Here is a 22930-nt window from a genome sequence, read left to right on the forward strand (position 1 = left end):
AAGATATTGTCTGATATCAATCAATGAATGATAAGCAATGCTCGTATAGACATTCATTCTTAATATTTGTGCGCATTGTACACCAATTAGACCAGTCGTCTAGTGATATTTACAAAACTCTCGTATAACTGTTTAAGTCATATGCAGATGTCTTTAAGAAATTCGTTCAGAAAATAGAAGGCAATGAAGCACACTGAATACTCAAGCATAGTACTGACAGCTACTATCTATGAGCGTTATAAATATTCAATGTGCCTTAATGGTTACGTTAGAGGTGCAGTCGCTAGAAATCCGAACAGTTAACGATTAGCGTCCCATTTGGGTCGTTGTCATTTGCCAAATTTCTGCTAAGGGGGTATTGGTTTGGCTAATCTTTGCAATCAAGCTTGCGCCAAGCCATGCAAAATACCAGCGCTTGGCCATACTCTCAGCTGAGATATTATCGTGACGAGGTACGGACTCATCAAGCCAGCCAGCTTTGATCTGCTTGGCGAGCCACATGGTTGTCTGCTGATAGCCAGTATCGAGTGCCTTACGCATGGTTTCTGACATATCGGCCACCTCTGCGCTGAGCTTCACTACCAAGCATTTCTCGTGGTCACAGCCGTTCTGCTGGGTGTCATACCAGTTTTGAAAATAATCATATAGCTTTTGCTGTGCACTGACATCTTGTGCATCGATGACATCTAACCGAGTCTTATATAAGCTAAAGTAATGATTAATAATGGCTTCACCAAAGGCCTCTTTAGAAGCAAAGTAGTGGTAGAAGGAGCCCTTTGGCACGCCTGCTGTATCTAAAATTTGCTTTAGACCAACAGCGGTAAAACCTTTTTTGGCGATTAATTGGTAGCCAGTAGCAAGTAAATGAGCTTTGGTATCTGGGGTAGTTGCGTCTGTATTAGACATAAACAGGATTGTCTCCCTTAGTAGTCGCTTATATTAGCGTATGTATTAGATAGTCAGTTAAAACAGTTAGCGTTCATTTGAACGTCACGTTGATGGCGTATTGTAATAGGATATAGTTATATGTGTTACGTTTTATCAACAATATTCACTGACAAAGTAGTCTTGTTTTATTAGTAGCTATGGTAGCATTAGACCAGTCGTCTAGCAAGGTAGGTTTTGTTGTTATCCGTTACCGTTAGTATTTATTGCTAAAGATCATTTTTCATTAGAGCTCTTTTTAACTGATGACTATTGATTGATAGCTCGGTAACGATTTCAGACTTACTACTTGCCAGGTATTTTCTCATTAAGATATCGCCGACTTAATAATTTTATTTTAATAATCGAAAACCAATACTCAACACAACAAATTAAAAATAAGGATGATTATGTCAACCAATACTACGAGTGCATACAGTGATTTCCATTTACAGTTCATCGCTGGTGAATGGCAAACCGGTAAGGACGATAGCACCAACACCAATACCAACCCATATAACGGTGATACGCTGGTAGAGATCCAGCAAGCGACCAAGGATCAGTTGAACGAAGCCTATGATGCGGCGACCCAAGCTCAAGAAGCGTGGGCCAAGCAGACGCCAGCAGAGCGTTCTGCAGTGTTGTATAAAGTCGTAAACATACTTGATCAGCGACAAGAAGAAATCGTCGATTGGCTAATCAAAGAGTCGGGCAGTACCCGTATCAAAGCCATGGTCGAGTTCGGTGCGACGCGCGCGATTACCCTTGAAGCAGCGACATTCCCTAATCGTGTCCATGGTGAGATTCGTCCATCGAACACCCCTGGTAAAGAAAACTTCATTTATCGTGAGCCTATCGGTGTGGTAGCAGTCATTAGCCCATGGAACTTCCCACTACATTTAACGCAGCGCTCTATCGCGCCAGCCTTAGCACTTGGTAATGCCGTGGTGCTCAAGCCTGCTAGCGATACGCCAGTGACAGGTGGTTTGCTATTGGCCAAAGTGTTTGAAGAAGCGGGTCTGCCAAAAGGTCTATTAAACGTTGTAGTCGGCTCAGGCAGTGAGATAGGCGATGCAATCGTTGAGCACAAAGCGCCAAGTCTAGTGTCGTTCACAGGTTCGACCTCAGTGGGCAAACATATCGGTGAGCTGGCCAATGGTGGTGAATACATCAAACAAGTGGCGCTTGAGCTAGGTGGTAACAGTCCATTTGTGGTACTAAAAGATGCTGACATTGAGCAAGCGGTAAAAGCAGCTGCCTTTGGTAAATTCTTGCATCAAGGCCAAATCTGTATCGCGATTAACAGAGTCATTGTAGAAGACGAGATATATGATGACTTTGTAGAGCGTTTCTTAGCACATGTCAAAACATTGAACGTCGGTGATCCTAATAAGCAAGATACCGCTGTTGGCCCAATCATCAACGAAAAACAAGTCAAATCGCTCAAAGAAAAAATCGCTAAAGCGCAGGAAGAAGGCGCAAAAATGATACTCAGTGGCGAGATCGAAGGCCAAGTCGTACCGCCGCACATCTTTACCGAAGTGACTCGCGAAATGGATCTATCACGCAATGAAGTGTTTGGACCATTGGTTGGTATCATCCGTGCTAAAGACGAAGACGATGCGCTATCGATTGCCAATGATTCTATGTATGGTCTGTCTAGTGCGGTGTTCACTGCTGATATGCAAAAAGGTCTACGTTTCGCTCGCGGTATCAGAGCTGGCATGACCCACATCAATGACATCTCGGTCAATGATGAAAGCAATACGCCATTCGGTGGTGAGAAAAACTCAGGTATAGGCCGCTTTAACGGTGAGTGGGTACTAGAAGAGTTCACTAGAACGCATTGGATCTCAATGCAAAATGAACCACGTGAATATCCATTCTAATTGTCCTAAAATAGATTGCTAATAGCTAATAAAAAAGACCGCTTTGATAGCGGTCTTTTTTTGTGTGTCATTTGGCAACTTACTGATAATGACGTATCTGAAGTTGGTCAATCTCTTATCTGGCATGAAATCCAAGCAACCCTTCAATCTCTTCCATCGTCATCCGTCTTACCAGTGCTTGTTCTTCTACCGACAGGCGATTGGTGTGCTCTTTTATCATCGTATGAATACTTCGCGATATCTCAGAGGTGGTTGCGTAATACATTTGAGGCTGTTCTTTTGTCAATCTCATCAAAAATCGATTGATAAGTTTACGCTTTTCATCTGATTTATTTTCTTCAGTCGTAGTATTATTTTGAGTCATGGTGTTCTCCTAGAGGTAAGCCATTTAAGCAGTCAGACACATGAGAGTCAATGCTTATAAGTAGTTTCTGGGGCTGAGCGCATTGCCTTACAAGTATTAGGCTCGCATCATAGTTGAATGTTCAATACGCCCTAAGTATGTTTTACATCGTATATGACATTTCAAGATTAAAGACTAAATATTAAAAATAATAGATAAGCTCTAAACAGCCAGAAGGATAGGGTATGCTAAATCAAGCAGCGAACAACTCAGAGAATAACTCAGCGAACAGAAATGTCACATTGGTGCTATTTCATAATGACTTGCGGCTAGCGGACAATGCCACTCTATTAAAAGCATCTGAAATCTCCATTGATGGAAAGCTGCTATTGGTTTATGCGTCATCGTTGACAGATATATTAGACGATAAAGACCATTACGACGCCTATCGTTATGAGGCTATAGGTCAAGCTCGCCAGCAGTTTTTACATGAGAGCTTGGCTGATTTAAATACGTCATTAATGCAACGAGGTAATAGGTTGCTGTATTTACAGAAAGGCGATGAAGCATTGGACGTCTTTACTCAATTGAGTGATCTAATAGCGCAGCAACAAGTGACAGATATCTGCATCAGTCAAACGGCAGATTATAATCAAAACAAAGTATATGACCTTCTACAGGCAAAATATCCAGAGATACAGTGGCACATTCAAACAACGGCGACTTTGTTTGACGAGTTACCGCTAGAGAGCTTACCCAAAAGCTTTACGCAATTTCGTAAACAAATCGAAACCGATTATGATTTGCTGCATGCAGAAAAAGATATAGCCATTTCTCCAACGCCAGAAACACTTGCTCCATTACCTGACAATATGCAGAGTAGGAACGAGTGCTTTTTTGAATCGCAGTTGTCTAATCAGGCAGGGCTTGATAAGCCATCACAGCAGCCATCCAGTTTTATAGGTGGAGAGTCAAATGGTCTTAAGCACTTAGATGCCTATTTCGATTCCGATGCGCCCAGCACTTATAAAACTACCCGAAACGCGCTAGATGAGTGGGCGCATTCCACAAAGTTTTCCGCTTGGCTTGCAAACGGCTCACTATCTGTAAACACGATATTGAATCGTCTACGTCGCTATGAGCGCGATATGATCGCAAATGACTCTACCTACTGGATATGGTTTGAGCTGCTGTGGCGTGAGTATTTCTACTGGTATGCTGTCACCCATCAGCAAAAGTTGTTTTGGTTTAAGGGCATCGCTCAGCACGCGCCTTCAACTCAATTGGACGAAAATCTGTTAGCGCAATGGAAGAGTGGTACAACACAATATCCTATCGTCAACGCATGCATGAACCAATTGCGCACGACAGGTTATATGTCGAATCGCGGACGACAACTGGTTGCCAGTTGCTTTATCCATGAGCTAGGCCTTGATTGGCGCTATGGGGCAGCTTACTTTGAGCAACATCTTGTTGATTATGATGTCGGCAGTAATTGGGGCAATTGGCAATATCTGGCAGGCGTGGGTGCTGACCCAAGAGGATGCAGACAGTTTAATCTCGACAAGCAAACCCAGCAATACGATCCAAATGGTGAGTTTATCCGTCAGTGGCAAGGCAACACTCAAAAGAGTGACTAATGTATGTTGAAAACTCCCACTCAACAAGTGACAACTATTATTAGATTAATTATAAGATAGGTTTAAACAATGAAAAAGCCCAGTCCTTATCTCACTTTTGCAGGTGCTATTCCGTTTGTCGCCTGTGCATTTTTGCTGATGATAGACGTTGTTACCGTGCCTGTACTTGGTTCAGTAGTCGATATATTAAGTGCTTATGGGCTAGTGATTGCATCATTTATGGCAGGCGCGCATTGGGGTAATCATTTAGATTTAGCTGACGACAATAAGTGGGCTATTAGACTTCCACTGTATAGTAATGTCATTGCGCTTGGCCTTTGGCTTGGGTTTTTAATCTTGTCAGCCAGTAGTTTTATTTGGCTATTAGTGATTGGTTTTATAAGTCTGTTGATTATTGATTATAGCCTTCATCGAGCGCAGATTATCAATCACACATATTTTAAAGTTAGGCAGTATGTCACGGCGATAGTGGTCATATCGTTAGTCATCGCGGCATTACAGTTGTAAGTGGTATTGACTAAGTCATGGCCAAATAACAGCTAAAGAACAACCAGCCTGATTCCTCTATTTTTATAATTAGGACATTTATTTTAGAGATTTCCGTAGGCGCTACACTTTAATGGATAGAATATTTCAATAATCAGACTAAAGATTTATAAAGTTTATTTAAAATGAATGTTATAATTAAAGCCATCTATACTCCTCTAAGAAGATGGCTATGCAATCTATCAAGTTACCTAGCAAGCCACCAAGTTCCCCGCATTCCATCCTTAATTTAAGCTTTCGCATATTTTTTAGTGCTGCTGCGCTATTTGCCGTAGTAACGATGCTGCTATGGGCTTTTGTGTTCACTGGTCACACCGATATCGATGCGCAAGTATTGAACCCGTTGTATTGGCACGGTCATGAGATGATTTATGGTTATGCGTTGGCAGTGGTCGCAGGGTTTTTGCTGACAGCGGTCAAGACTTGGACAGGGGTGATGATGCCGCATGGTTATAAGCTGCTAGGTATCTTTGTCTGTTGGTTGTTAGCGCGGCTTAGTTGGATCGCTTTTGGCATGGGCATAGTGGTGGCAGGTAATAGCTCATTGTTGTTGTACGTCGCCGCCGTTTTTGATGTGGTATTTGTCGCTTCGATGGCATATGTGATATTCCGCGCGGTATTACAAGTCAAGCAATACAAGCAAATGGGTATCTTAGCAAAGCTGGCCCTGCTGACCCTTGGTAATGGGTTGTGCTATTGGGGCATTATCAATGCTGATATGAACACAACCAAGATAGGTATTTATAGTGGGTTCTATTTGATTATCGGGCTGGTTCTGACAATTGGCCGCCGCGTAGTGCCATTTTTTATCGAACGTGGTCTCAGTATAGATATGGAAACGTCAGAACCCATTAAACTACATAGTAGTAAGACACAAGATATCGCAAGCTTAGTATTTTTCTGCGCCTTTTTTATTAGTGATATGTTTTATCCAAATAAATATTTGCTGACGGTTACCGCGCTTGGCGTGGCAGTGATTAAGATCGTTCGTATGATAGGGTGGTATCATCATGGTATTTGGCAAAAGCCATTACTTTGGTCGTTTTACATCGCATTTTTAGGCATGTGTTTGAGTTTTTTACTATACGCATTACAGCCTTGGCTCGGTTATCCGCACAGCATCGCTATGCATGGACTGGCGATTGCTGGTGTTGGTATGATGACGTTAGCCATGATGACTAGAGTATCTCTGGGACATACAGGTCGCAGTATTCATCAACCGCCGAAAACGGTAAGCGTTATGTACGGTTTGATGGTCTCAGTATTTATCAGCCGCGTACTATTACCGCTAGTAGATATGAGTCATTACCTAATGTGGATTATGGTGGCGCAAAGTGCTTGGATTGCGTGTTTTGTGCTATTTTGCATCAGTTATCTGCCCATGTTGGCACGTCCTCGGCCCGATGGCTTATTTGGTTAAAGCGGGCTAACGATACTGTTTACAAATGCTATGTCCAAATGTTATTACCAAAAATGCGACTTACTTTGTCTAGGGCGTGTCATCAATTAGCACATTGATGCAATTTATGGCCTTAAAAGGGCTAAATTTTCGCTAAACTTTGTCAAAGTTCTTGTCAATATGTTCATATTCACTGCGAACTTTTCCTTATTTAGCATGAATTTATCTTATTTTAATGCTCATAATCTAATTGATGACACACCCTAGCTTAATATATAAAATTTATAAAAATAGGAGTGCAAGTACATGCGATTGACCAACTATAGTGACTACGCGCTACGCTCATTGATTTATTTAGCCGTGAGACCAGATCCATCATTATTGGCTAATATTAGCGATATCGCTGACAGCTATGGTATTTCCAAAAGTCATTTGACCAAGATTATTCATCAGCTAGGTCAGCTTGGTTATATAGAAAGTGTGCGCGGCAAAAACGGTGGTATACGCTTGGCGCGTGCGCCTAAAGATATTAATTTGGGTGTATTGATCAAACAGATAGAGCCTGATTTTAATCTGGTAGAGTGCTTTGCCGTACCAGCGTCTCATAATGACAGTGAGCAGGGCGCTCATCAGACGGATTTGCCAGTGACATTTATTGAGGAAAAAAAGAATAAATCACTAGGCTGTGTAATTAGTCCAGCCTGTCAGCTTAAAAGCGTGTTTTTTGAAGCACTCACCGCATTTGTCAATGTGCTTGAGCGTTATACATTGGCAGATATTCTGAACAATGAAGATGAGCTGGCTACTTTGCTATTTCGATAATAAGTTTCAATAATCGTATATTTTATAAAGTTATTGGCTCAAAAAATGGGTCGCTACATTAGTAAATACAGTAATAGCGACCCGTTTCTATATCTATAAAAAATATATGTCTAAGGTGTGAGAAATTAGGCGTTTTCTAGTTTTGGACGTGCTTTCTTGATGGCTTTCACCAGTGCTTTCTCAAACCCACCTTCTTTGAACTGAACAAGATAAGAATGCGCAGCACATAAATTGCGAACGTCACGCCATTCATGAGCCAAATTGGTCGCCCAGTCGCAATATTGTGCGCCAGCGTTGGGCTCGTTTTTCAGAGCTTTTTTGGTCGTAGGATGCAGTATTAGCTCAGGCAATACAGCTTCTAATAACTTCGTTGGTGGACTCATAAAAGTATCATCTACGTGCAAGCTTTGACTGGCAGGGTGATAAGCCAATAAAGAACCTGCATGAATCATCTCATTAGGTGATATATAGTAAATGCCCTCTGACATTGAAAACTTAAGTTCAGGATAGCGTGCAGCGACTGCGTCACTTTCTACCAAGTCATCTGCCCAATCGATTTCTGGTACTTTTTTATGGTGACGGCTACTGCCATAAAAGGTGGCTTGCGGGAAGTCTTTGGCCATTTGAGCACAGCTGACTGTATGAAAAGGATGTACGTTCAGCACCGCTTCGACATCTTGACCATTGTTAGTGAGTGCCATAACCTCATCTCGAGCATCACCCGTTAGGGCGTAACTGTCCAAAAAGATAAATTTCCCTGATGATAGCTTGACTAGCGAGCATTGAGTGCCGATATTTAGCACGCCACCGAGACGGAATGTTCCGCGTATGTTCCAAAATCCTGCGCCTAAATCATGAATGTGATCAGTCATTTATAATTTTCCTCATCTAGTAAATGAAATAAAATATGTAAACAAAACAAAGCTAATTTTTCACTGTAAACTTTGTTTTTCGAGTTGTTTTAATAGTATGTGTTCTAACTCTTTACGCCTTTATGTTTGTTTTTATGCTTTCTCAAGCTCAGGGCGAGCCAAATCAATCGCTGAGATAAGTGCTGTCTCAAACTGACCATCTTCAAATACCACTAAGCCTGAATGTGCGCCGCAAAAATGACGGACATTATGCCACTCACTTGCCAGCTCTACTGCCCAATCACAATAATGCTTAGCTGCGTTTGGCTCATCTTTGAGCGCTTTTTTGGTAGTAGGGTGTAAGCCTAGGTTAGGCTGCACGGCATTTAGTAACTTGGAAGGAGGTATCTCAAAGGTATCATCGACATAAATGCTTTGGCTGGCAGGATGATAAACCAATAATGAGCTGGCATGAACTGTCTCGTCAGGTGAGATGTAATGAATGCCTTGAGGTATAGAGAATTTGAGTTCAGGGTAGCGTGCAGCAACGGCATCGCTTTCGACCAAGTCGTCTGCCCAATTAACTTCAGATACTTGCTTTGGATGTCGGCTACTGCCATAAAACGTCGCTTGCGGAAAGTCTTTTGCCATTTGAGCACAGTGTACTGTATGAAACGGATGAACATTGAGGACAGCTTCGACATTTTGACCGTTATTGGTCAATGCCATGACTTGCTGACGCACATCACCAGTTAATGTATAGCTATCTAAAAAGATAAATCGCTCTGATGATAGTCTTATGAGCGCACATTGAACACCAATATCAAGTATGCCATTTTTAATAAATGAGCCTCGAATACTCCAGAAACCTGCACCCAAATCATACGTCTCATCAGTCATCAACATTGCTCCTTAATCGTTCATTTATTCAATCGTTTTACTTGTTTGTAGCACCCTATAGCCGGTTCAATATAATTTGGATACAAGGAAGGCGAGTGAAAGTACTACAAGTTGTAGACTAAGCGAGCCTGACACCGTATCCAATTTATAGAGGATTAACTATATGATTATTAATTTTTATGGCAGTAATGTCTGTAAGAAAAAAGATAGAAGCAATGTAAATGTGTAAAAATAAAAAAGTGTTGTTATTCAAATGTCATCATCAGCAGTGAAAGCTGTTCTTCCTTTCATAAGTAGGTTAAAAACAGCTTATAAACAGTCTTCGTAATCATAGGCTGATATACGAGGATCGTCTTTGTAGCTTTCATTGCCACATAAGAATTTATTGAAACGGGTATCACCGTTAATATAACGCTGCATCCATGCGATAGCAGGCTTACTTAATAGTTTCTCGTTAAAACGATGACTGGCACAGAAATGACTGCCGTTGTTAATCTCGACCTTCATTTTTGGACCGTCAGCTTTTTGATAAAAAGTATTGGTATATTTTTTATTCGGTGCGATACGGTCATTTTCACAAGCGATGAATAGAGCAGGCGTATCCAACGCACCATAGCTTGTATCGTGATAGGGTGTTTGTGCAATGATGGCTTGCACTGTACTGCGCTCAGTTGCCAATCGTAGCGCACCGCCGCCGCCCATTGACCAACCAATCGCGCCCAAACGATTTGGATCGATCATATGACCCACTGTTTCATCAGCGATAAGATGATCGAGAGCCGCGCTCAATTGCTCAGCACGGCTATCTGGGTTATCGTAAATGGAGCTAGTATTAATAGTAATAACGACAAATCCCCAAGAGGCCAAACGCGGTCCCCACCATTTGATAGAAGACTCATAAGACACGTAACCTGGCACCACCGCAATACCACTTAGCAGACCACAGCTAGCAGCATCCGTTGGATAGTGTATGGTACCGCCACCAAAGCCATTGGCAGATTGGCGATTCACACGCTTGGTACTGACAGAAAAGGGACCGTTATCACGTGTTTTTGTGAGCTCAGTAGTAGTGATAGCGTCATCCTTTATACAGTCTACTGCCGCTAGTGATTTTGTAGAGTCGAGTGTTGATCCAACTGGACTGAGACCTTTAACCCTAGTCTCGGACACAGTTATTTCTGCTACAGCCATTGTAGAGAAAACCAATGTACCCATCGCGATAATAAGTTTTGAAAGCACCATATTTTTCGTCATAGTAAATTGTATTCTAAAAGGTTGTGTGGTCGTGCACGTCTCTAGGCTAAAAAAGATAGACGTAGGTAGTGATTTTAACTCTTATAGCTGTTAATCGTTAAAGTAGTTAAATAATTAGCAAGTGCACAAATAGCATCTAACCATACTATCCTGTATATGCGATAAACGTAACGTTGATCTTGACCTCGTGAGTCGAAAACTGTCTTCACCGTCTAAAGTCGAAACAAGACTTCTAGTCAAGTTTTTCTACGATAATCTCGAACCCAAATAAAGAATTTATCAAGTGGCAATAACACTTTTAAACCTGAGTATATTAGTGAATGTGCTACCATAATTTGCTTGTCATTATGATGAGCATTTATCGTTTAATAACGGTGATTTTGCTTATACATTGAGCATAAATCACCGTTATTCCTCTCTACCATCCACGCCAGTGACGGTTGTTATTTACAGTCATGGTATAACCAATATAGTCAGATCCCCTGTGAATAATTCTAAAGATCAGATCCAAGATATAACAGCTGTGCCACCAGCTCCCTCCAATCATTCAACGTCGTGGATATTGAAGCTCACAATTGGTCTAATAGGTATGTTTGCTTTTTTGCAAGTGTATTCTATTCAGGCAGTACTACCGGTCATGATGGTGGACTTTGCTGCGACCGAAGTACAAGCTGGCATGATCGTTGGTGCCACTGTATTGGCTATTGCGATTATGTCACCATTTTTAGGTATGCTCTCAGATGCAGTCGGGCGCAAGTCGTTTATCGTTGGCGCTTTATTGTTTTTAGCGATACCAACAGCACTCATTGCCCAGAGCTCGAGCATTGAATGGGTCGGCATTTGGCGCTTCATGCAAGGATTGTCCGTACCGGGTATTACAGTGGTGACGATTGCCTATATCGGTGAGGAGTTTGAAGGCCGGGCGATGACTGAGCTGATGTCCTTTTATGTGTCAGGATGCGTGCTTGGCGGCTTTATGGGTCGGTTCTTGCTGGGGCATTTGCATGAGCTGATTGGCTGGCGGCATGGTTACTACGTCATGACCGCAATGACCTTGCTAGGCGCGATATGGGTCGGCAAGATGCTACCATCGTCTCGTCACTTTGTGGCCAATCCTAATTTTCGCTCAGCGATACAGACGTTGGGCGAGCATGTCACCAATCGCTATGTGGTAACAGCATGTCTGCTTGGCGCTTGCGTGCTGTTCTCCCTTGTAGGCTGCTTCACTTTTATCAATTTACATTTGGCAGATAAGCCTTATGAGCTTGGCACTGGTGCGCTCGCCAATATTTTTGCAGTATATTTGCTTGGTGTTATTATCACGCCATTATCTACGACATTGCTACGTCGATTTGGATCGGCGCGTACAGTACGGGTGGCTATCGTCGTGTCTATGGTTGGATTGTTATTGACTCTGGTCACGCCATTATGGGAGGTGATTATAGGACTGGCTATTATGTCGTCAGGTGTATTTATTACGCAGTCAGCGACCATCAGCTACATCGCGGTCAATGTGAAAAAAGGCAGATCATTAGCTTCGGGTCTATATTATATGGGCTATTACACAGGCGGTACGCTAGGGGCATGGCTGGGTGGCATAGCTTATGCGCGAGGGCAGTGGTCTCTTACCGTATGGTTGTTATTGTTTGTGCAGGTACTGGCGCTATTAATAGCCAGTTTTGGAATGATTAAAACCACAGTACGGGCAAAGTGATTTAATGTAGGCTCGCTCGGCCATCTTATGATACTTAATGTAAGACCGCTTTACACAGCGCCGCTTTTTTCTTACTATCAATAACGATGTTATTATAAAAATTAAAATGGTTAGCGCAGGAAATTTTATGCTGCTATTAACTTGATTATTGTTATTTATCCCTTATAAGTACGACAAACAAGGAAGTCAAATCTATGTCAAACATTTACCACAGTGCACCATCTGCCTACGATTATCCATTACTGGTCAAGCAATTATTAAGCCGTGCAAAAACGGTATCGCAAGATCAAGAGATTGTGTATGCGGACAAAAAGCGCCTGACTTATAAAGAGTTGTTTGAGCGTATCAATCGCTTGGCCAATGTATTGGCAGACTTGAAGCTTGATGCAGGTGATGTGGTTGCCGTGATGGATTGGGACAGTCATCGCTATCTTGAGTCTTATTTTGCCGTGCCAATGTCAGAGTACGTTTTACAGACTGTCAATATCCGTCTATCGCCTGAGAAAATCCTTTATACCATCAACCATGCCAAGCCTAAAGTGCTGATGCTCAATTCTGAGTTTGCGCCATTGGTGAAAGACTATCAGTTTGAGAACTCAAGTATCGAGCATATTATCTGGCTAGATGACAATGGTGTCACTGCTGAAGGCATCTTTGGTAGCAATCAAAGCCGTGTCACAGGCGAATATGAAGCCTTGCTAGAGTCAGCTGATAGTGATTTTGATTTCCCAGATTTTGATGAAAATACCATTGCGACGACCTTTTATACGTCAGGCACGACAGGTGATCCAAAAGGGGTTTTCTTTAGCCATCGTCAGCTAGTGCTACATACACTAGCAGAAGCGGCAACTTTGGGGATGTTGCCTGATAAGCAAGGCGTAAGCTATGGTGATGTCTATATGCCGATGACGCCAATGTTCCATGTGCATGCATGGGGTTTTCCGTTTACAGCAACCATGGTAGGTCTAAAGCAAGTCTATCCAGGTCGCTATGCGCCTGATACGTTGATGGATTTAATTGTTAATGAAAAGGTCAGTATCACCCATTGTGTACCAACGATTTTGCAAATGGTACTCAAAGAAGCACAAGATCGCGATGCTAGCTTTAATGGTCTAAAAATGATTATTGGTGGTTCAAGATTGACGGAAGGTTTAGCAAAAACGGCGATGGCCCAAGGCATTGAAGTTTACACAGGCTATGGTATGTCGGAGACCGCGCCGCTTATTAGCTTAACGGGATTTAGTCTCGATGAGCCTGAAATGACAGAGGAAGAAGACATTGCCCGTCGTTGTATGACAGGTAAACCCGTACTCATGGTTGATGCTCAAGTATGGGGTGAAGGCAACAAGTCAGTGGGAACTGGACCAGAAAATACAGGCGAGCTTGTATTGCGTGCGCCTTGGTTAACTCAAAGCTATCTTAAAAACGACGACGCTGGCAAAGAGCTGTGGGAAAATGGCTATATGCATACCCAAGATATCGCTTACATACGTCCTGATGGCTATATCAAAATCACCGATCGTCTAAAAGACGTGATCAAATCAGGTGGTGAGTGGATTTCATCACTAGAGATTGAGACCATTTTATCATTACATCCGTCAGTGGCTGATGTGTCAGTGATTGGCGTTCGTGATAAGCAATGGGGTGAGCGTCCATTGGCTTTGGTGGTATTAAAGCCTGATGCTAAGGATACCAGTGCTGATGATATCAAAGCGATTGCAGAAAAAGCGGTAGAGCGCGGTATCATTCCTAAATATGGCGTGCCAAGCCAGTTTAAATTCGTTGATGAGCTACCAAAAACTTCCGTTGGTAAACATGACAAAAAAGTCATGCGTGAGATGTATGCCAATCAAACTGAGATTTAATTAGTATTGATTAAATGTTCAAATATTTGTATTCGTCAAAATGTAGCGCGTATTACACGCTTAATAGTTGACCTTTCCGATAGGCTCTGCTACATTTTAAACCGATACAATATGTATCGGTTTTTTAATTCTGGCAAGGATGACCAGTATTTACTAAGACATGGTTTTTTATAGTTGAAGCATTTTAGAGTTGGTATCAGCCAGTTGCACGCAGACAGAGCGTCGCGCGAGGTGAATACCGTTACAACTTATTGAGTGCCTTAACTATAAAATACTATTGCCTCATTTCTCGTTTATGCTAAGGACAGCTACTATGAGCGACCATTCCCAATCCCCAGTTTCTACCCAAACGACTGACACGCCAAACTTCGCTGATATTTATCATGAGTCTGTTACGGATCGAGAGCAGTTTTGGGCTGATCAGGCGAAGCGTATCTATTGGCATAAAGAGCCTGAGCAAATTCTAGATGACAGTAATCTGCCATTTGCCAAATGGTTTGTCGGCGGTGAGACCAATCTTTGTTATAACTGTGTCGATCGTCATCTGGCAGACCGTGCAGAGCAAGATGCTTTTGTGTGGGTGTCATCGGAGATTAATCAAGAATTGATAGAAACCTTTCCAGCGGTCGTTGATTCGTTTAAAGATTTGGGCAATAACGTCGAGTTTTATACAGACTATACCAAGCGCCGCCTGACTTATAATGACTTGCATAAAGAAGTGAATTATTTCGCTGATGTGCTACAGCGTCACGGTATTGGCAAAGGTGACCGTGTCATTATCTATATGCCAATGATATTAGAAGCCGCTTATGCCATGCTGGCATGTGCTCGTATTGGTGCCGTCCATTCAGTCGTGTTTGGTGGGTTCGCCGCCCATAACTTGGCTATCCGTATGGACGATGCCGAAGCCAAAATGGTCATTACGGTAGATGCAGGGCTACGAGGCGGTAAGGTCGTCAATTATAAAAATCTAGTCAATCAAGGCGTCGAGCAAGCGACTGTCAAACCAGAGCATGTGCTGGTGGTCAATCGTGGTATATTGCCATTTGAAACAAAAGACATCGATGTCGATTATGCAACCGAGCGTCGTCATAGCTGTGAGGCAAATGCAGTCGTAGATCCAGTTTGGCTTGAGTCAAATACCCCGTCCTATCTGCTTTATACTTCTGGTACGACCGGTACACCAAAAGGGGTGCAGCGCGATACGGGTGGTCATGCAGTCGCGCTGACGACATCGATAGACTATGTCTATGACAGCAAGGCAGGCGAGACGTTCTGGGCAATATCTGATATTGGTTGGGCCGTCGGGCACTCTTATACGATCTATGCGCCGTTACTGGCGGGTATGACTAGTATTATGTATGAGGGCTTGCCGCATATGCCAAACCCTGGTATCTGGTGGCGTATTGTTGAAGCTAACAAAGTTAATATTTTATTCACCGCACCCACAGGTGTGCGTATGCTCAAAAAACAAGACGAAAGCTGGATGACGCGTTACGATGTCTCCAGTGTGAAGTCGTTCTTTTTAGCAGGTGAACCGCTTGATGAATCAACGGCTAGTTGGTTGACTCAGCATCTAGGCGTACCAATTTTAGATCACTATTGGCAAACAGAGTCTGGTTGGCCAATCTTGAGCCATACGCCAAAGTTCAATCATAAGCCGCACAAGCAAGGGTCACCTGGTTACCCGATGTATGGTTATGAAGCGCACGTCATCAATGAGGAGACTGGCGATCCTTGTCAGGCTGGCGAAAAAGGATTGCTTGCAATTAAAGCACCATTACCGCCTGGCTGTCTTACCACGGTATGGCGTAACGACGAGCGTTTTATTAGCAGCTACTTTGGTCTGTTTGATGGTCAGCAGTACTCAACCTCGGACTATGCAGTGACTGACGAAGAGGGTTATTTCTACATCTTAGGGCGTACCGATGATGTGATTAACGTCGCAGGACATCGCATAGGCACGCAAGAGATTGAGGAGGCAATCAGTACGCATCCAGAGATGGCAGAGTGTGCCGTAGTGGGTATTCAAGACGAGCTAAAAGGCGAGCTACCTATTGCATTCTGTGTCCTAAAAGATCAAACGCAAATTGAAACCACTGAAAACCGCTTCCGTATCGAGCAGCAAGTGATAGGCGCTGTGGTAAAATCTTTGGGTGGTATCGCGCGACCAGCCGCTATCTATTTTCCGCAGGCACTGCCAAAAACCCGCTCTGGAAAAATCTTACGTCGCTCAATTCGTGCTCTGGCAGAAAACCAACCGACAGGAGATATGTCAACGCTTGATAACCCAACCGCTATCGATGCGATCAAGCAAGCGATGAAAGATTATTGATTGGTATAAATTAACCTCATACAAAAATAGTAATGTTGTTCATCGCGTATCAAAGTTAGGTTAACTTTAAAAAGCTCATGAGTCATCATGGGCTTTTTTGTTTTTGTTATTTAAATAATTTTTATAGGAATACGTGCCATCAAAATAAACTTAGATAAAATTTCGATAAAGCGCTTGACCATAAAAATGGTTTATTGTTATAGTCAATAACGATACAAAATAAATCATTTTAAAATTCAGTTTTTAATAATGTTTTATAGACAAACACTCATCGCTTTTATTTTTCTAATAAATATTTAGGTGCCGTCACACGGTAGTCTCGCAAAAAAGATAAGGATATCTTATGCACCACGTTCAACAGCTCATCAATGGTCAGTTCGTACAATCAAACACCGACGAATGGATTGATATCACCGATCCTGCGACTCAAGAAGTCATCGCCAAAGTGCCACAAACCACCAATGATGAGATTAATCAAGCAGTCGCAGCTGCACAGACAGCGTTTGAAACATGGCGCAAAACGCCAATTACCACGCGTGCGCGTATCTTTTTAAAGTATCAGTCTCTGATTCGTGATCATATGGATGAGCTGGCAGAAATCTTGACCACAGAGCAAGGAAAGACGATTGCTGATGCACGCGGTGATGTGTTCCGCGGTTTAGAAGTAGTAGAGCATGCCGCTGGTATTGCCAATCTGCAAATCGGCGATTTTGTAGAAAACGTTGCCTCAGGTGTTGATACTTATAGCATTTGGCAGCCACTCGGCGTTTGCGCTGGTATCACACCATTTAACTTCCCAGCGATGATTCCGCTATGGATGTTCCCAATGGCGATCGCTACGGGCAACACATTTATCCTAAAACCGTCTGAACAGGATCCGATGGTGACTATGCGCTTGGTAGAGCTAGCGATTGAAGCGGGCGTACCAGAAGGCGTTCTAAACGTCGTACATGGTGGCAAAGCAACCGTCGATGCTATCTGTGACCATCCAGATATCAGAGCGGTTTCTTTCGTCGGTTCTACTCATGTAGGCAAACACGTCTATGAGCGTGCAAGCCAGTCAGGTAAACGTGCCCAGTGCATGATGGGTGCCAAAAATCATGGTGTTATCCTGCCAGATGCTAATAAAGAGCAAACGCTCAATCAGCTAGCAGGCGCAGCATTTGGTGCAGCTGGTCAACGCTGTATGGCGCTGTCGGTCGTCGTGCTAGTAGGCGCAGCTGGTGAATGGATTGATGAGATTAAAGCCAAAGCAGAAAGTTTGGTCGTCTCAGCTGGCAAAAATGACAAGGATTTGGGACCACTGATTTCGCCTGCGGCAAAAGCCCGTGTTGAGCATTTGATTGGAACTGGAGTAGAAGAGGGTGCAAGTTTGATACTTGACGGTCGTGGAATTACCGTTGAAGGGTTCGAAAAAGGTAACTTCGTTGGCCCAACTATCTTTGATAATGTCACAAGTGATATGCAAATTTATAAAGAAGAAATCTTTGGTCCAGTACTGTGTATCATGCGTGCTAACAGCTTGGACGAAGCGATTGAACTACTGAACGCCAATCCACATGGCAATGGTACGGCGATATTTACTCAGTCAGGGGCAGCTGCACATAAGTTCCAGCAAGACATTCAAGTTGGTCAAATCGGTATTAACTTGCCAATCCCTGTGCCACTACCTATGTTCTCATTTTCAGGTTCACGTGGCAGCAAGCTTGGTGACCTAGGTCCTTATGGTAAGCAGGCAGTACAGTTCTATACTCAGACCAAGACTGTGACGGCACGTTGGTTTGATGATGAAGCGAGCCGCGGTGTTAATACAACGATTTCAATTTAATCGTCAGCTCATTGTTTTTTCAGTATGACGATAATGCGACTTGCGGTACTATTGCACGCAATTTTATTATCGTTATGCCGCTATCATGTCGCGCTAATGTCTTATAAAATTGCTTACCAATACGCTTATGAGCGTTTGTATTTAAGCTTCTTTGAAAGACAAGACCCTCTATTTGATCTATAAGAACAAGGATGACCCTATGGATTTTTCATTGACCGATGACCAAGTCGCCTTTCGCCAAACTGCCCGTCAGTTTGCGCAAAAAGAGCTAAAGCCAAATGCTGCTGAATGGGATCGCAACTCGCATTTCCCAATAGATGTAATCAAAAAATCTGGTGAGCTTGGCTTTTTGGGACTGTATGCCAATCCAGAATATGACGGCTTAGGCCTACCAAGACTGGACTCAGCGATGGTATTCGAAGAGCTTGCATGGGGCGACACGGCTGTAGCAGCGTATATGAGTATTCATAACATGGCCGCATGGATGATTGGTGAATATGGCAGCGATACGCTATGCAAAAAATATCTACCCAATATGGTCAGTGGTGAATGGCTTGGCAGCTATTGCCTAACAGAACCGAATGCAGGATCAGATGCCGCATCATTACGCACCAAGGCGGATAAGCAAGGCGATTATTATGTGCTGAATGGTGAAAAAACCTTTATCTCTGGCGCAGGCTCAACCGATATATTGGTGGTAATGGCGCGTACTGGCGCGGCAGGGCCAAAAGGCGTATCCGCGTTCGTCGTAGATGCCAATAGTGCCGGTATCGAATATGGTAAAAATGAGCACAAAATGGGCTGGAAAGCACAGCCAACACGAACCATTAGTTTTAAAGATGTCAAAGTACCAGTAGAAAACCTGATAGGTGAGGAAGGTCAAGGCTTTCGTATCGCTATGAAGGGGTTAGATGGTGGCCGTATTAATATCGGTATTTGTGCGGTAGGAACGGCACAATCTGCATTAGAGACGGCAACCAGTTACGTACAAGAGCGTAGTCAGTTTGGTAGCCCAATTGCTAGCTTGCAGTCGGTACAGTTTAAACTTGCTGATATGTTGACTCAGACCATCGCCGCACGGCAAATGCTGTATCTAGCAGCTGATAAAGTCGACAACAATGATGGGCAAGCGCCTACTTACTGCGCAATGGCAAAACGTCTATCTACGGATCTTTGTTTCGATGTTGCCAATGAAGCTCTGCAATTACACGGCGGCTATGGTTATCTAAACGAGTATCCACTTGAGCGCCATGTGCGAGACTTACGTGTGCATCAAATCTTGGAAGGCACTAATGAGATCATGCGAGTGATTATTTCACGTCAGGTTTTACAGGATGAAGGGTTAAGCCAGCTGCGCTAATTTATCTTGATTTACTGAAACAAGGATGTTTTATGACAGATTATACAAATCTACAGCTATCCATTGAGGGTCATACCGCAACATTGACGTTGAATAATCCACCTGCACATACGTGGACGATGGACAGTCTATATGCACTTAAGCAGCTCATTACCGACCTTAATGCCAACGACGATGTCTATGCACTGATCGTGCATGGAGATGGCGAAAAATTCTTCTCAGCGGGTGCAGATTTAAACAACTTCTCAGATAGCGATAAAAGCCGAGCAATAAGCATGGCGATTGCATTTGGTGAGGCATTCGAAGCGCTATCTGCCTACCGCGGTGTCAGTATTGCAGTTATCAATGGTTATGCGATGGGCGGCGGACTAGAATGTGCGCTCGCATGTGATATTCGGATTGCAGAAGCGCATGCGCAGATGGCACTGCCAGAGACAGGCGTAGGATTATTACCATGTGCTGGCGGCACGCAAAACCTACCTATGTTAGTAGGGGAAGGTTGGGCCAAACGCATCATACTGTGTGGTGAGCGGGTCGATGCAGATACGGCATTGCGTATCGGTCTGGTTGAAGAGGTCGCTGCAAAAGGTGAGGGATTGCAAATCGCTCAGGCCTTGGCAAAAAAAGTCGCTAAGCAATCACCCGTTGCCGTCAGTTATTCTAAATCGCTTATCCAAGCGGCGAGAAATACCCCACCTGCACAAAACCTTATCCATGAGCGCGAAGCGTTTGTGAAATTGTTTGATACCAAAGATCAGCGCGAAGGGGTGCAAGCCTTTTTAGAAAAGCGTAAACCCAATTGGCAAAACAAATAAACAGCGGTCAAAACGCTTGAGCCATAACACTTATTCTTTAATCTTTGTAGGTCACTTTTATGACAGCAGCGACGAATGATATTAACTCCCAAACGTCAGTAAGTAATGCAGCACAAGAAGCGCCTGTATTGTTCAATACTGAGTCGACAGATTGCGGGCACTTGATTGGAGTCATGACACTTAACACCCCAAAATCACTTAATGCACTCAGCGTTGATATGTGTCAATTGCTCTCAGCGCAGTTAGAGCAATGGCAAGCGGACGAGCAAGTGGTAGCACTTGTGTTAAAAGGTGCAGGGGATAAAGCGTTCTGTGCGGGCGGCGATATTCGTAAGCTCTATGACAGCATGTCTACCAGTGCACCAATGCCAAACCCGTATGCCACTGAATTTTTTAGTCACGAGTATCGTCTCTATCGTCAAATGCATTTTTATCCGAAACCATTAATACTTTGGGGCGATGGCATCATCATGGGCGGCGGTATGGGGCTGATGGCAGGATGTAGCCATCGTCTGGTCACTGAGCGCACACGTTTTGCCATGCCTGAGGTCACCATTGGACTGTTCCCTGATGCATCTGGCAGTTGGTTTTTGCAGCGTATGCCTGCTAAGACGGGTTTGTTTTTAGGTCTAACTGGCGCGATGTGCAATGGCAACGATGCGCTATTAGCTAATTTGGCAGAGTATGCCGTTGCCAGTCATGATTATGATGCCGTCATACAGCGCCTCAAACAGAGCAACTGGCAGGCAGTCGATAACACTAGCAGTTCAAATAAGTGCCATGACAATAGTGCTCATAGTATTGTTAGCCGTGCGCTTGCTGAGCTGCCAGTAGCCGAACTGCCTGATAGTAAGCTTGCAACATATTGGCAGCCTATTCAGCAACTAATGAATAGTGGTAGTTTGGATGATATCAATGCACTGCTACAAAGCGATACTGCGCTCGCACAGTTAAACCAAGACTTTGCAGCAGACAGCTGGACACAGCGAGCAGTCGCAACCTATCGCCATGGCTGCCCGGTAACGGCTGCATTAACCTATGCGCTCTATCACAAAGTCGCTGACTTATCGATCGAACAAGTACTGTATTTAGAGACCAATGTCGCAGTACATTGCGCGGCCAATCCTGATTTTAAAGAAGGCGTGCGGGCATTATTAATTGATAAAGATAGAAATCCTAAATGGTCGCGCTCATTAGCCGATTGTCTCAGTATAGAAGGACAAGCGTATATCGATAAGCACTTTGTCAATCCTTATTCTAAAAACGAGCACCCTTTAGAAGGTTGGTTGGGTGATAACGCACTAGCTAGTCAAAGTGTCCGCTAACTGCCTAAAAGACATTTATAACGTAAGACTGTCAATGATTTCATAAAGTTTTAAAGAATGATGCTAAGACATAAGATGGCAGCATTCATTAATAATCAAGATTCACTGATAAACACTGTTAAATAGTATGTAGCAATAGTTACATCATAAATCATCAAGGAGTGATGAGATGGGTACAAAGGATATAAGTACAATAAACAATGACACCACTAAACCAAATATTGCCTTTATTGGGCTTGGGAATATGGGGGCGCCAATGGCAGAGAACTTATTAAAGGCAGGTTACGCGCTATCTGTTTTTGATTTGTCTGAGGTTGCAACCCAGCGCCTAGCACAAGCAGGGGCTAGTGTCGCAAAAAGTCCTAAAGATGCTGCAAGTAATGCTCAAGTTGTGATTAGTATGTTGCCTGCAGGTCAGCATGTACATTCGGTGTACTTGGGTGATAGTAGCTCTGATGGTCTGCTAGTAGAGTTGCCAGAAGGTACGCTTGTGATTGACAGTAGTACGATTGCGGCAGCTGATGCAAGGAAAGTAGCAGAGGCGGCAAGTAAGCTTGGCATCGACTTTTTAGATGCGCCAGTCTCTGGTGGCACAGGCGGGGCAGTTGCTGGTAGTTTGACCTTTATCGTCGGTGGCGACGATAATGCTTTTGCAAAGGCTGAGCCGATACTTGCCGTAATGGGCAAAAATATCTTTCATGCGGGCGAGCACGGCGCAGGACAAGTGGCAAAAATCTGCAACAATATGCTGTTAGGTATTCTGATGGCAGGCACGGCAGAAGCGATTAATCTAGGCGTCAAGAACGGCTTAGACCCCAAGGTGCTATCAGACATTATGCTACAAAGCTCAGGGCGTAACTGGACATTAGAAGTTTATAATCCTTATCCAAAAGTCATGGAAAATGTGCCCTCTAGCAATGGCTATCAAGGGGGCTTTATGAGCAAATTGATGCAAAAAGATCTAAACCTCGCGATGCAGACAGCTCAAGACATTGAAGTAGAAACGCCAATGGGTGCCAAAGCAACAGAGTTATACGCATCACATACTGTAGAGAATGGTGATAAAGACTTTTCTAGTATTATCGGACGTCATGACGTCTCACTACTGTCTTAAGCATGA

At 43.5% G+C, this 22930-nt stretch carries 18 protein-coding genes; 13 read left to right on the forward strand and 5 right to left on the reverse strand.

The window, feature by feature from the left end; genetic code table 11:
• Positions 1 to 306: 306 nt before the first annotated feature.
• Positions 307 to 906: a TetR/AcrR family transcriptional regulator gene (locus tag ACI2IW_RS05085; RefSeq protein WP_057760518.1), complete on the reverse strand. Its 600-nt coding sequence runs from the start codon at positions 904 to 906 to the stop codon at positions 307 to 309.
• A 428-nt stretch (positions 907 to 1334) separates the two neighbouring features.
• Between ACI2IW_RS05085 and ACI2IW_RS05090 the strand changes: the two genes are divergently transcribed.
• Positions 1335 to 2813, forward strand: a complete 1479-nt coding sequence (locus ACI2IW_RS05090) for an aldehyde dehydrogenase family protein (protein WP_404692881.1) — start codon at positions 1335 to 1337, stop codon at positions 2811 to 2813.
• A 115-nt stretch (positions 2814 to 2928) separates the two neighbouring features.
• Here ACI2IW_RS05090 and ACI2IW_RS05095 read toward each other — a convergent pair whose 3' ends face one another.
• A complete protein-coding gene (locus ACI2IW_RS05095; protein ID WP_057760515.1) occupies positions 2929 to 3177 on the reverse strand; it encodes a hypothetical protein in 249 nt (82 codons plus the stop codon).
• A 224-nt stretch (positions 3178 to 3401) separates the two neighbouring features.
• Between ACI2IW_RS05095 and ACI2IW_RS05100 the strand changes: the two genes are divergently transcribed.
• The 4 genes from ACI2IW_RS05100 (at position 3402) to ACI2IW_RS05115 (ending at position 7563) form a co-directional block, all read left to right on the forward strand.
• Complete coding sequence (locus ACI2IW_RS05100; protein WP_404692882.1) at positions 3402 to 4796, forward strand: DASH family cryptochrome; 1395 nt, start codon at positions 3402 to 3404, stop codon at positions 4794 to 4796.
• A gap of 69 nt (positions 4797 to 4865) precedes the next feature.
• Positions 4866 to 5303 carry a DUF3429 domain-containing protein gene (locus ACI2IW_RS05105; RefSeq protein WP_404692883.1) on the forward strand — a complete coding sequence of 146 codons (438 nt, stop codon included), beginning with the start codon at positions 4866 to 4868 and terminating at the stop codon, positions 5301 to 5303.
• A gap of 211 nt (positions 5304 to 5514) precedes the next feature.
• Positions 5515 to 6762, forward strand: coding sequence for an NnrS family protein (locus tag ACI2IW_RS05110; protein ID WP_404692884.1), 1248 nt, complete (start codon positions 5515 to 5517; stop codon positions 6760 to 6762).
• A 285-nt stretch (positions 6763 to 7047) separates the two neighbouring features.
• A complete protein-coding gene (locus tag ACI2IW_RS05115; protein WP_397477393.1) occupies positions 7048 to 7563 on the forward strand; it encodes an Rrf2 family transcriptional regulator in 516 nt (171 codons plus the stop codon).
• A 125-nt stretch (positions 7564 to 7688) separates the two neighbouring features.
• Here the strand turns inward: ACI2IW_RS05115 and ACI2IW_RS05120 are convergent, their stop codons facing one another.
• From ACI2IW_RS05120 to ACI2IW_RS05130, 3 genes are all read right to left on the reverse strand, one after another.
• Entirely contained in the window at positions 7689 to 8435 is a 747-nt protein-coding gene (locus ACI2IW_RS05120) for a hypothetical protein (RefSeq protein WP_404692885.1), read from the reverse strand.
• A 132-nt stretch (positions 8436 to 8567) separates the two neighbouring features.
• The gene (locus ACI2IW_RS05125; protein ID WP_404692886.1) at positions 8568 to 9314 is read right to left on the reverse strand and encodes a hypothetical protein; all 747 of its coding nucleotides are present in this window, start codon (positions 9312 to 9314) and stop codon (positions 8568 to 8570) included.
• A gap of 309 nt (positions 9315 to 9623) precedes the next feature.
• Positions 9624 to 10556, reverse strand: coding sequence for a dienelactone hydrolase family protein (locus tag ACI2IW_RS05130; protein ID WP_404692887.1), 933 nt, complete (start codon positions 10554 to 10556; stop codon positions 9624 to 9626).
• Between the two features lie 535 nt (positions 10557 to 11091).
• Between ACI2IW_RS05130 and ACI2IW_RS05135 the strand changes: the two genes are divergently transcribed.
• From ACI2IW_RS05135 to mmsB, 8 genes are all read left to right on the forward strand, one after another.
• Positions 11092 to 12282 carry an MFS transporter gene (locus tag ACI2IW_RS05135; protein WP_404692991.1) on the forward strand — a complete coding sequence of 397 codons (1191 nt, stop codon included), beginning with the start codon at positions 11092 to 11094 and terminating at the stop codon, positions 12280 to 12282.
• A gap of 194 nt (positions 12283 to 12476) precedes the next feature.
• Positions 12477 to 14147: a fatty acid--CoA ligase gene (locus ACI2IW_RS05140; protein WP_404692888.1), complete on the forward strand. Its 1671-nt coding sequence runs from the start codon at positions 12477 to 12479 to the stop codon at positions 14145 to 14147.
• Positions 14148 to 14460: 313 nt separating this feature from the next.
• The gene (locus tag ACI2IW_RS05145) at positions 14461 to 16482 is read left to right on the forward strand and encodes a propionate--CoA ligase (RefSeq protein ID WP_404692889.1); all 2022 of its coding nucleotides are present in this window, start codon (positions 14461 to 14463) and stop codon (positions 16480 to 16482) included.
• 343 nt (positions 16483 to 16825) lie between these two features.
• Positions 16826 to 18310, forward strand: coding sequence for a CoA-acylating methylmalonate-semialdehyde dehydrogenase (locus ACI2IW_RS05150; protein WP_404692890.1), 1485 nt, complete (start codon positions 16826 to 16828; stop codon positions 18308 to 18310).
• Positions 18311 to 18509: 199 nt separating this feature from the next.
• Positions 18510 to 19670, forward strand: a complete 1161-nt coding sequence (locus ACI2IW_RS05155; protein WP_404692891.1) for an acyl-CoA dehydrogenase family protein — start codon at positions 18510 to 18512, stop codon at positions 19668 to 19670.
• A gap of 32 nt (positions 19671 to 19702) precedes the next feature.
• Positions 19703 to 20485, forward strand: a complete 783-nt coding sequence (locus ACI2IW_RS05160; protein WP_404692892.1) for an enoyl-CoA hydratase — start codon at positions 19703 to 19705, stop codon at positions 20483 to 20485.
• Between the two features lie 59 nt (positions 20486 to 20544).
• On the forward strand, positions 20545 to 21810 hold the full coding sequence (locus ACI2IW_RS05165) for an enoyl-CoA hydratase/isomerase family protein (protein WP_404692893.1): 1266 nt from the start codon (positions 20545 to 20547) through the stop codon (positions 21808 to 21810).
• Positions 21811 to 21979: 169 nt separating this feature from the next.
• On the forward strand, positions 21980 to 22924 hold the full coding sequence (gene mmsB / locus ACI2IW_RS05170; RefSeq protein WP_404692894.1) for a 3-hydroxyisobutyrate dehydrogenase: 945 nt from the start codon (positions 21980 to 21982) through the stop codon (positions 22922 to 22924).
• The last annotated feature ends 6 nt before the right edge of the window (positions 22925 to 22930 follow it).

This window comes from Psychrobacter sp. NPDC078501 (assembly GCF_044900935.1).
GTDB lineage: Bacteria > Pseudomonadota > Gammaproteobacteria > Pseudomonadales > Moraxellaceae > Psychrobacter.

Coding starts and splice junctions, on each gene's coding strand:
- mmsB (WP_404692894.1), top strand. CDS start 21,980: ATGGGTACAAAGGATATAAGTACAATAAACAATGACACCACTAAACCA.
- ACI2IW_RS05160 (WP_404692892.1), top strand. CDS start 19,703: ATGACAGATTATACAAATCTACAGCTATCCATTGAGGGTCATACCGCA.
- ACI2IW_RS05100 (WP_404692882.1), top strand. CDS start 3,402: ATGCTAAATCAAGCAGCGAACAACTCAGAGAATAACTCAGCGAACAGA.
- ACI2IW_RS05090 (WP_404692881.1), top strand. CDS start 1,335: ATGTCAACCAATACTACGAGTGCATACAGTGATTTCCATTTACAGTTC.
- ACI2IW_RS05110 (WP_404692884.1), top strand. CDS start 5,515: ATGCAATCTATCAAGTTACCTAGCAAGCCACCAAGTTCCCCGCATTCC.
- ACI2IW_RS05145 (WP_404692889.1), top strand. CDS start 14,461: ATGAGCGACCATTCCCAATCCCCAGTTTCTACCCAAACGACTGACACG.
- ACI2IW_RS05125 (WP_404692886.1), bottom strand. CDS start 9,314: ATGACTGATGAGACGTATGATTTGGGTGCAGGTTTCTGGAGTATTCGA.
- ACI2IW_RS05165 (WP_404692893.1), top strand. CDS start 20,545: ATGACAGCAGCGACGAATGATATTAACTCCCAAACGTCAGTAAGTAAT.
- ACI2IW_RS05150 (WP_404692890.1), top strand. CDS start 16,826: ATGCACCACGTTCAACAGCTCATCAATGGTCAGTTCGTACAATCAAAC.
- ACI2IW_RS05140 (WP_404692888.1), top strand. CDS start 12,477: ATGTCAAACATTTACCACAGTGCACCATCTGCCTACGATTATCCATTA.
- ACI2IW_RS05095 (WP_057760515.1), bottom strand. CDS start 3,177: ATGACTCAAAATAATACTACGACTGAAGAAAATAAATCAGATGAAAAG.
- ACI2IW_RS05120 (WP_404692885.1), bottom strand. CDS start 8,435: ATGACTGATCACATTCATGATTTAGGCGCAGGATTTTGGAACATACGC.
- ACI2IW_RS05115 (WP_397477393.1), top strand. CDS start 7,048: ATGCGATTGACCAACTATAGTGACTACGCGCTACGCTCATTGATTTAT.
- ACI2IW_RS05155 (WP_404692891.1), top strand. CDS start 18,510: ATGGATTTTTCATTGACCGATGACCAAGTCGCCTTTCGCCAAACTGCC.
- ACI2IW_RS05130 (WP_404692887.1), bottom strand. CDS start 10,556: ATGGTGCTTTCAAAACTTATTATCGCGATGGGTACATTGGTTTTCTCT.
- ACI2IW_RS05085 (WP_057760518.1), bottom strand. CDS start 906: ATGTCTAATACAGACGCAACTACCCCAGATACCAAAGCTCATTTACTT.
- ACI2IW_RS05105 (WP_404692883.1), top strand. CDS start 4,866: ATGAAAAAGCCCAGTCCTTATCTCACTTTTGCAGGTGCTATTCCGTTT.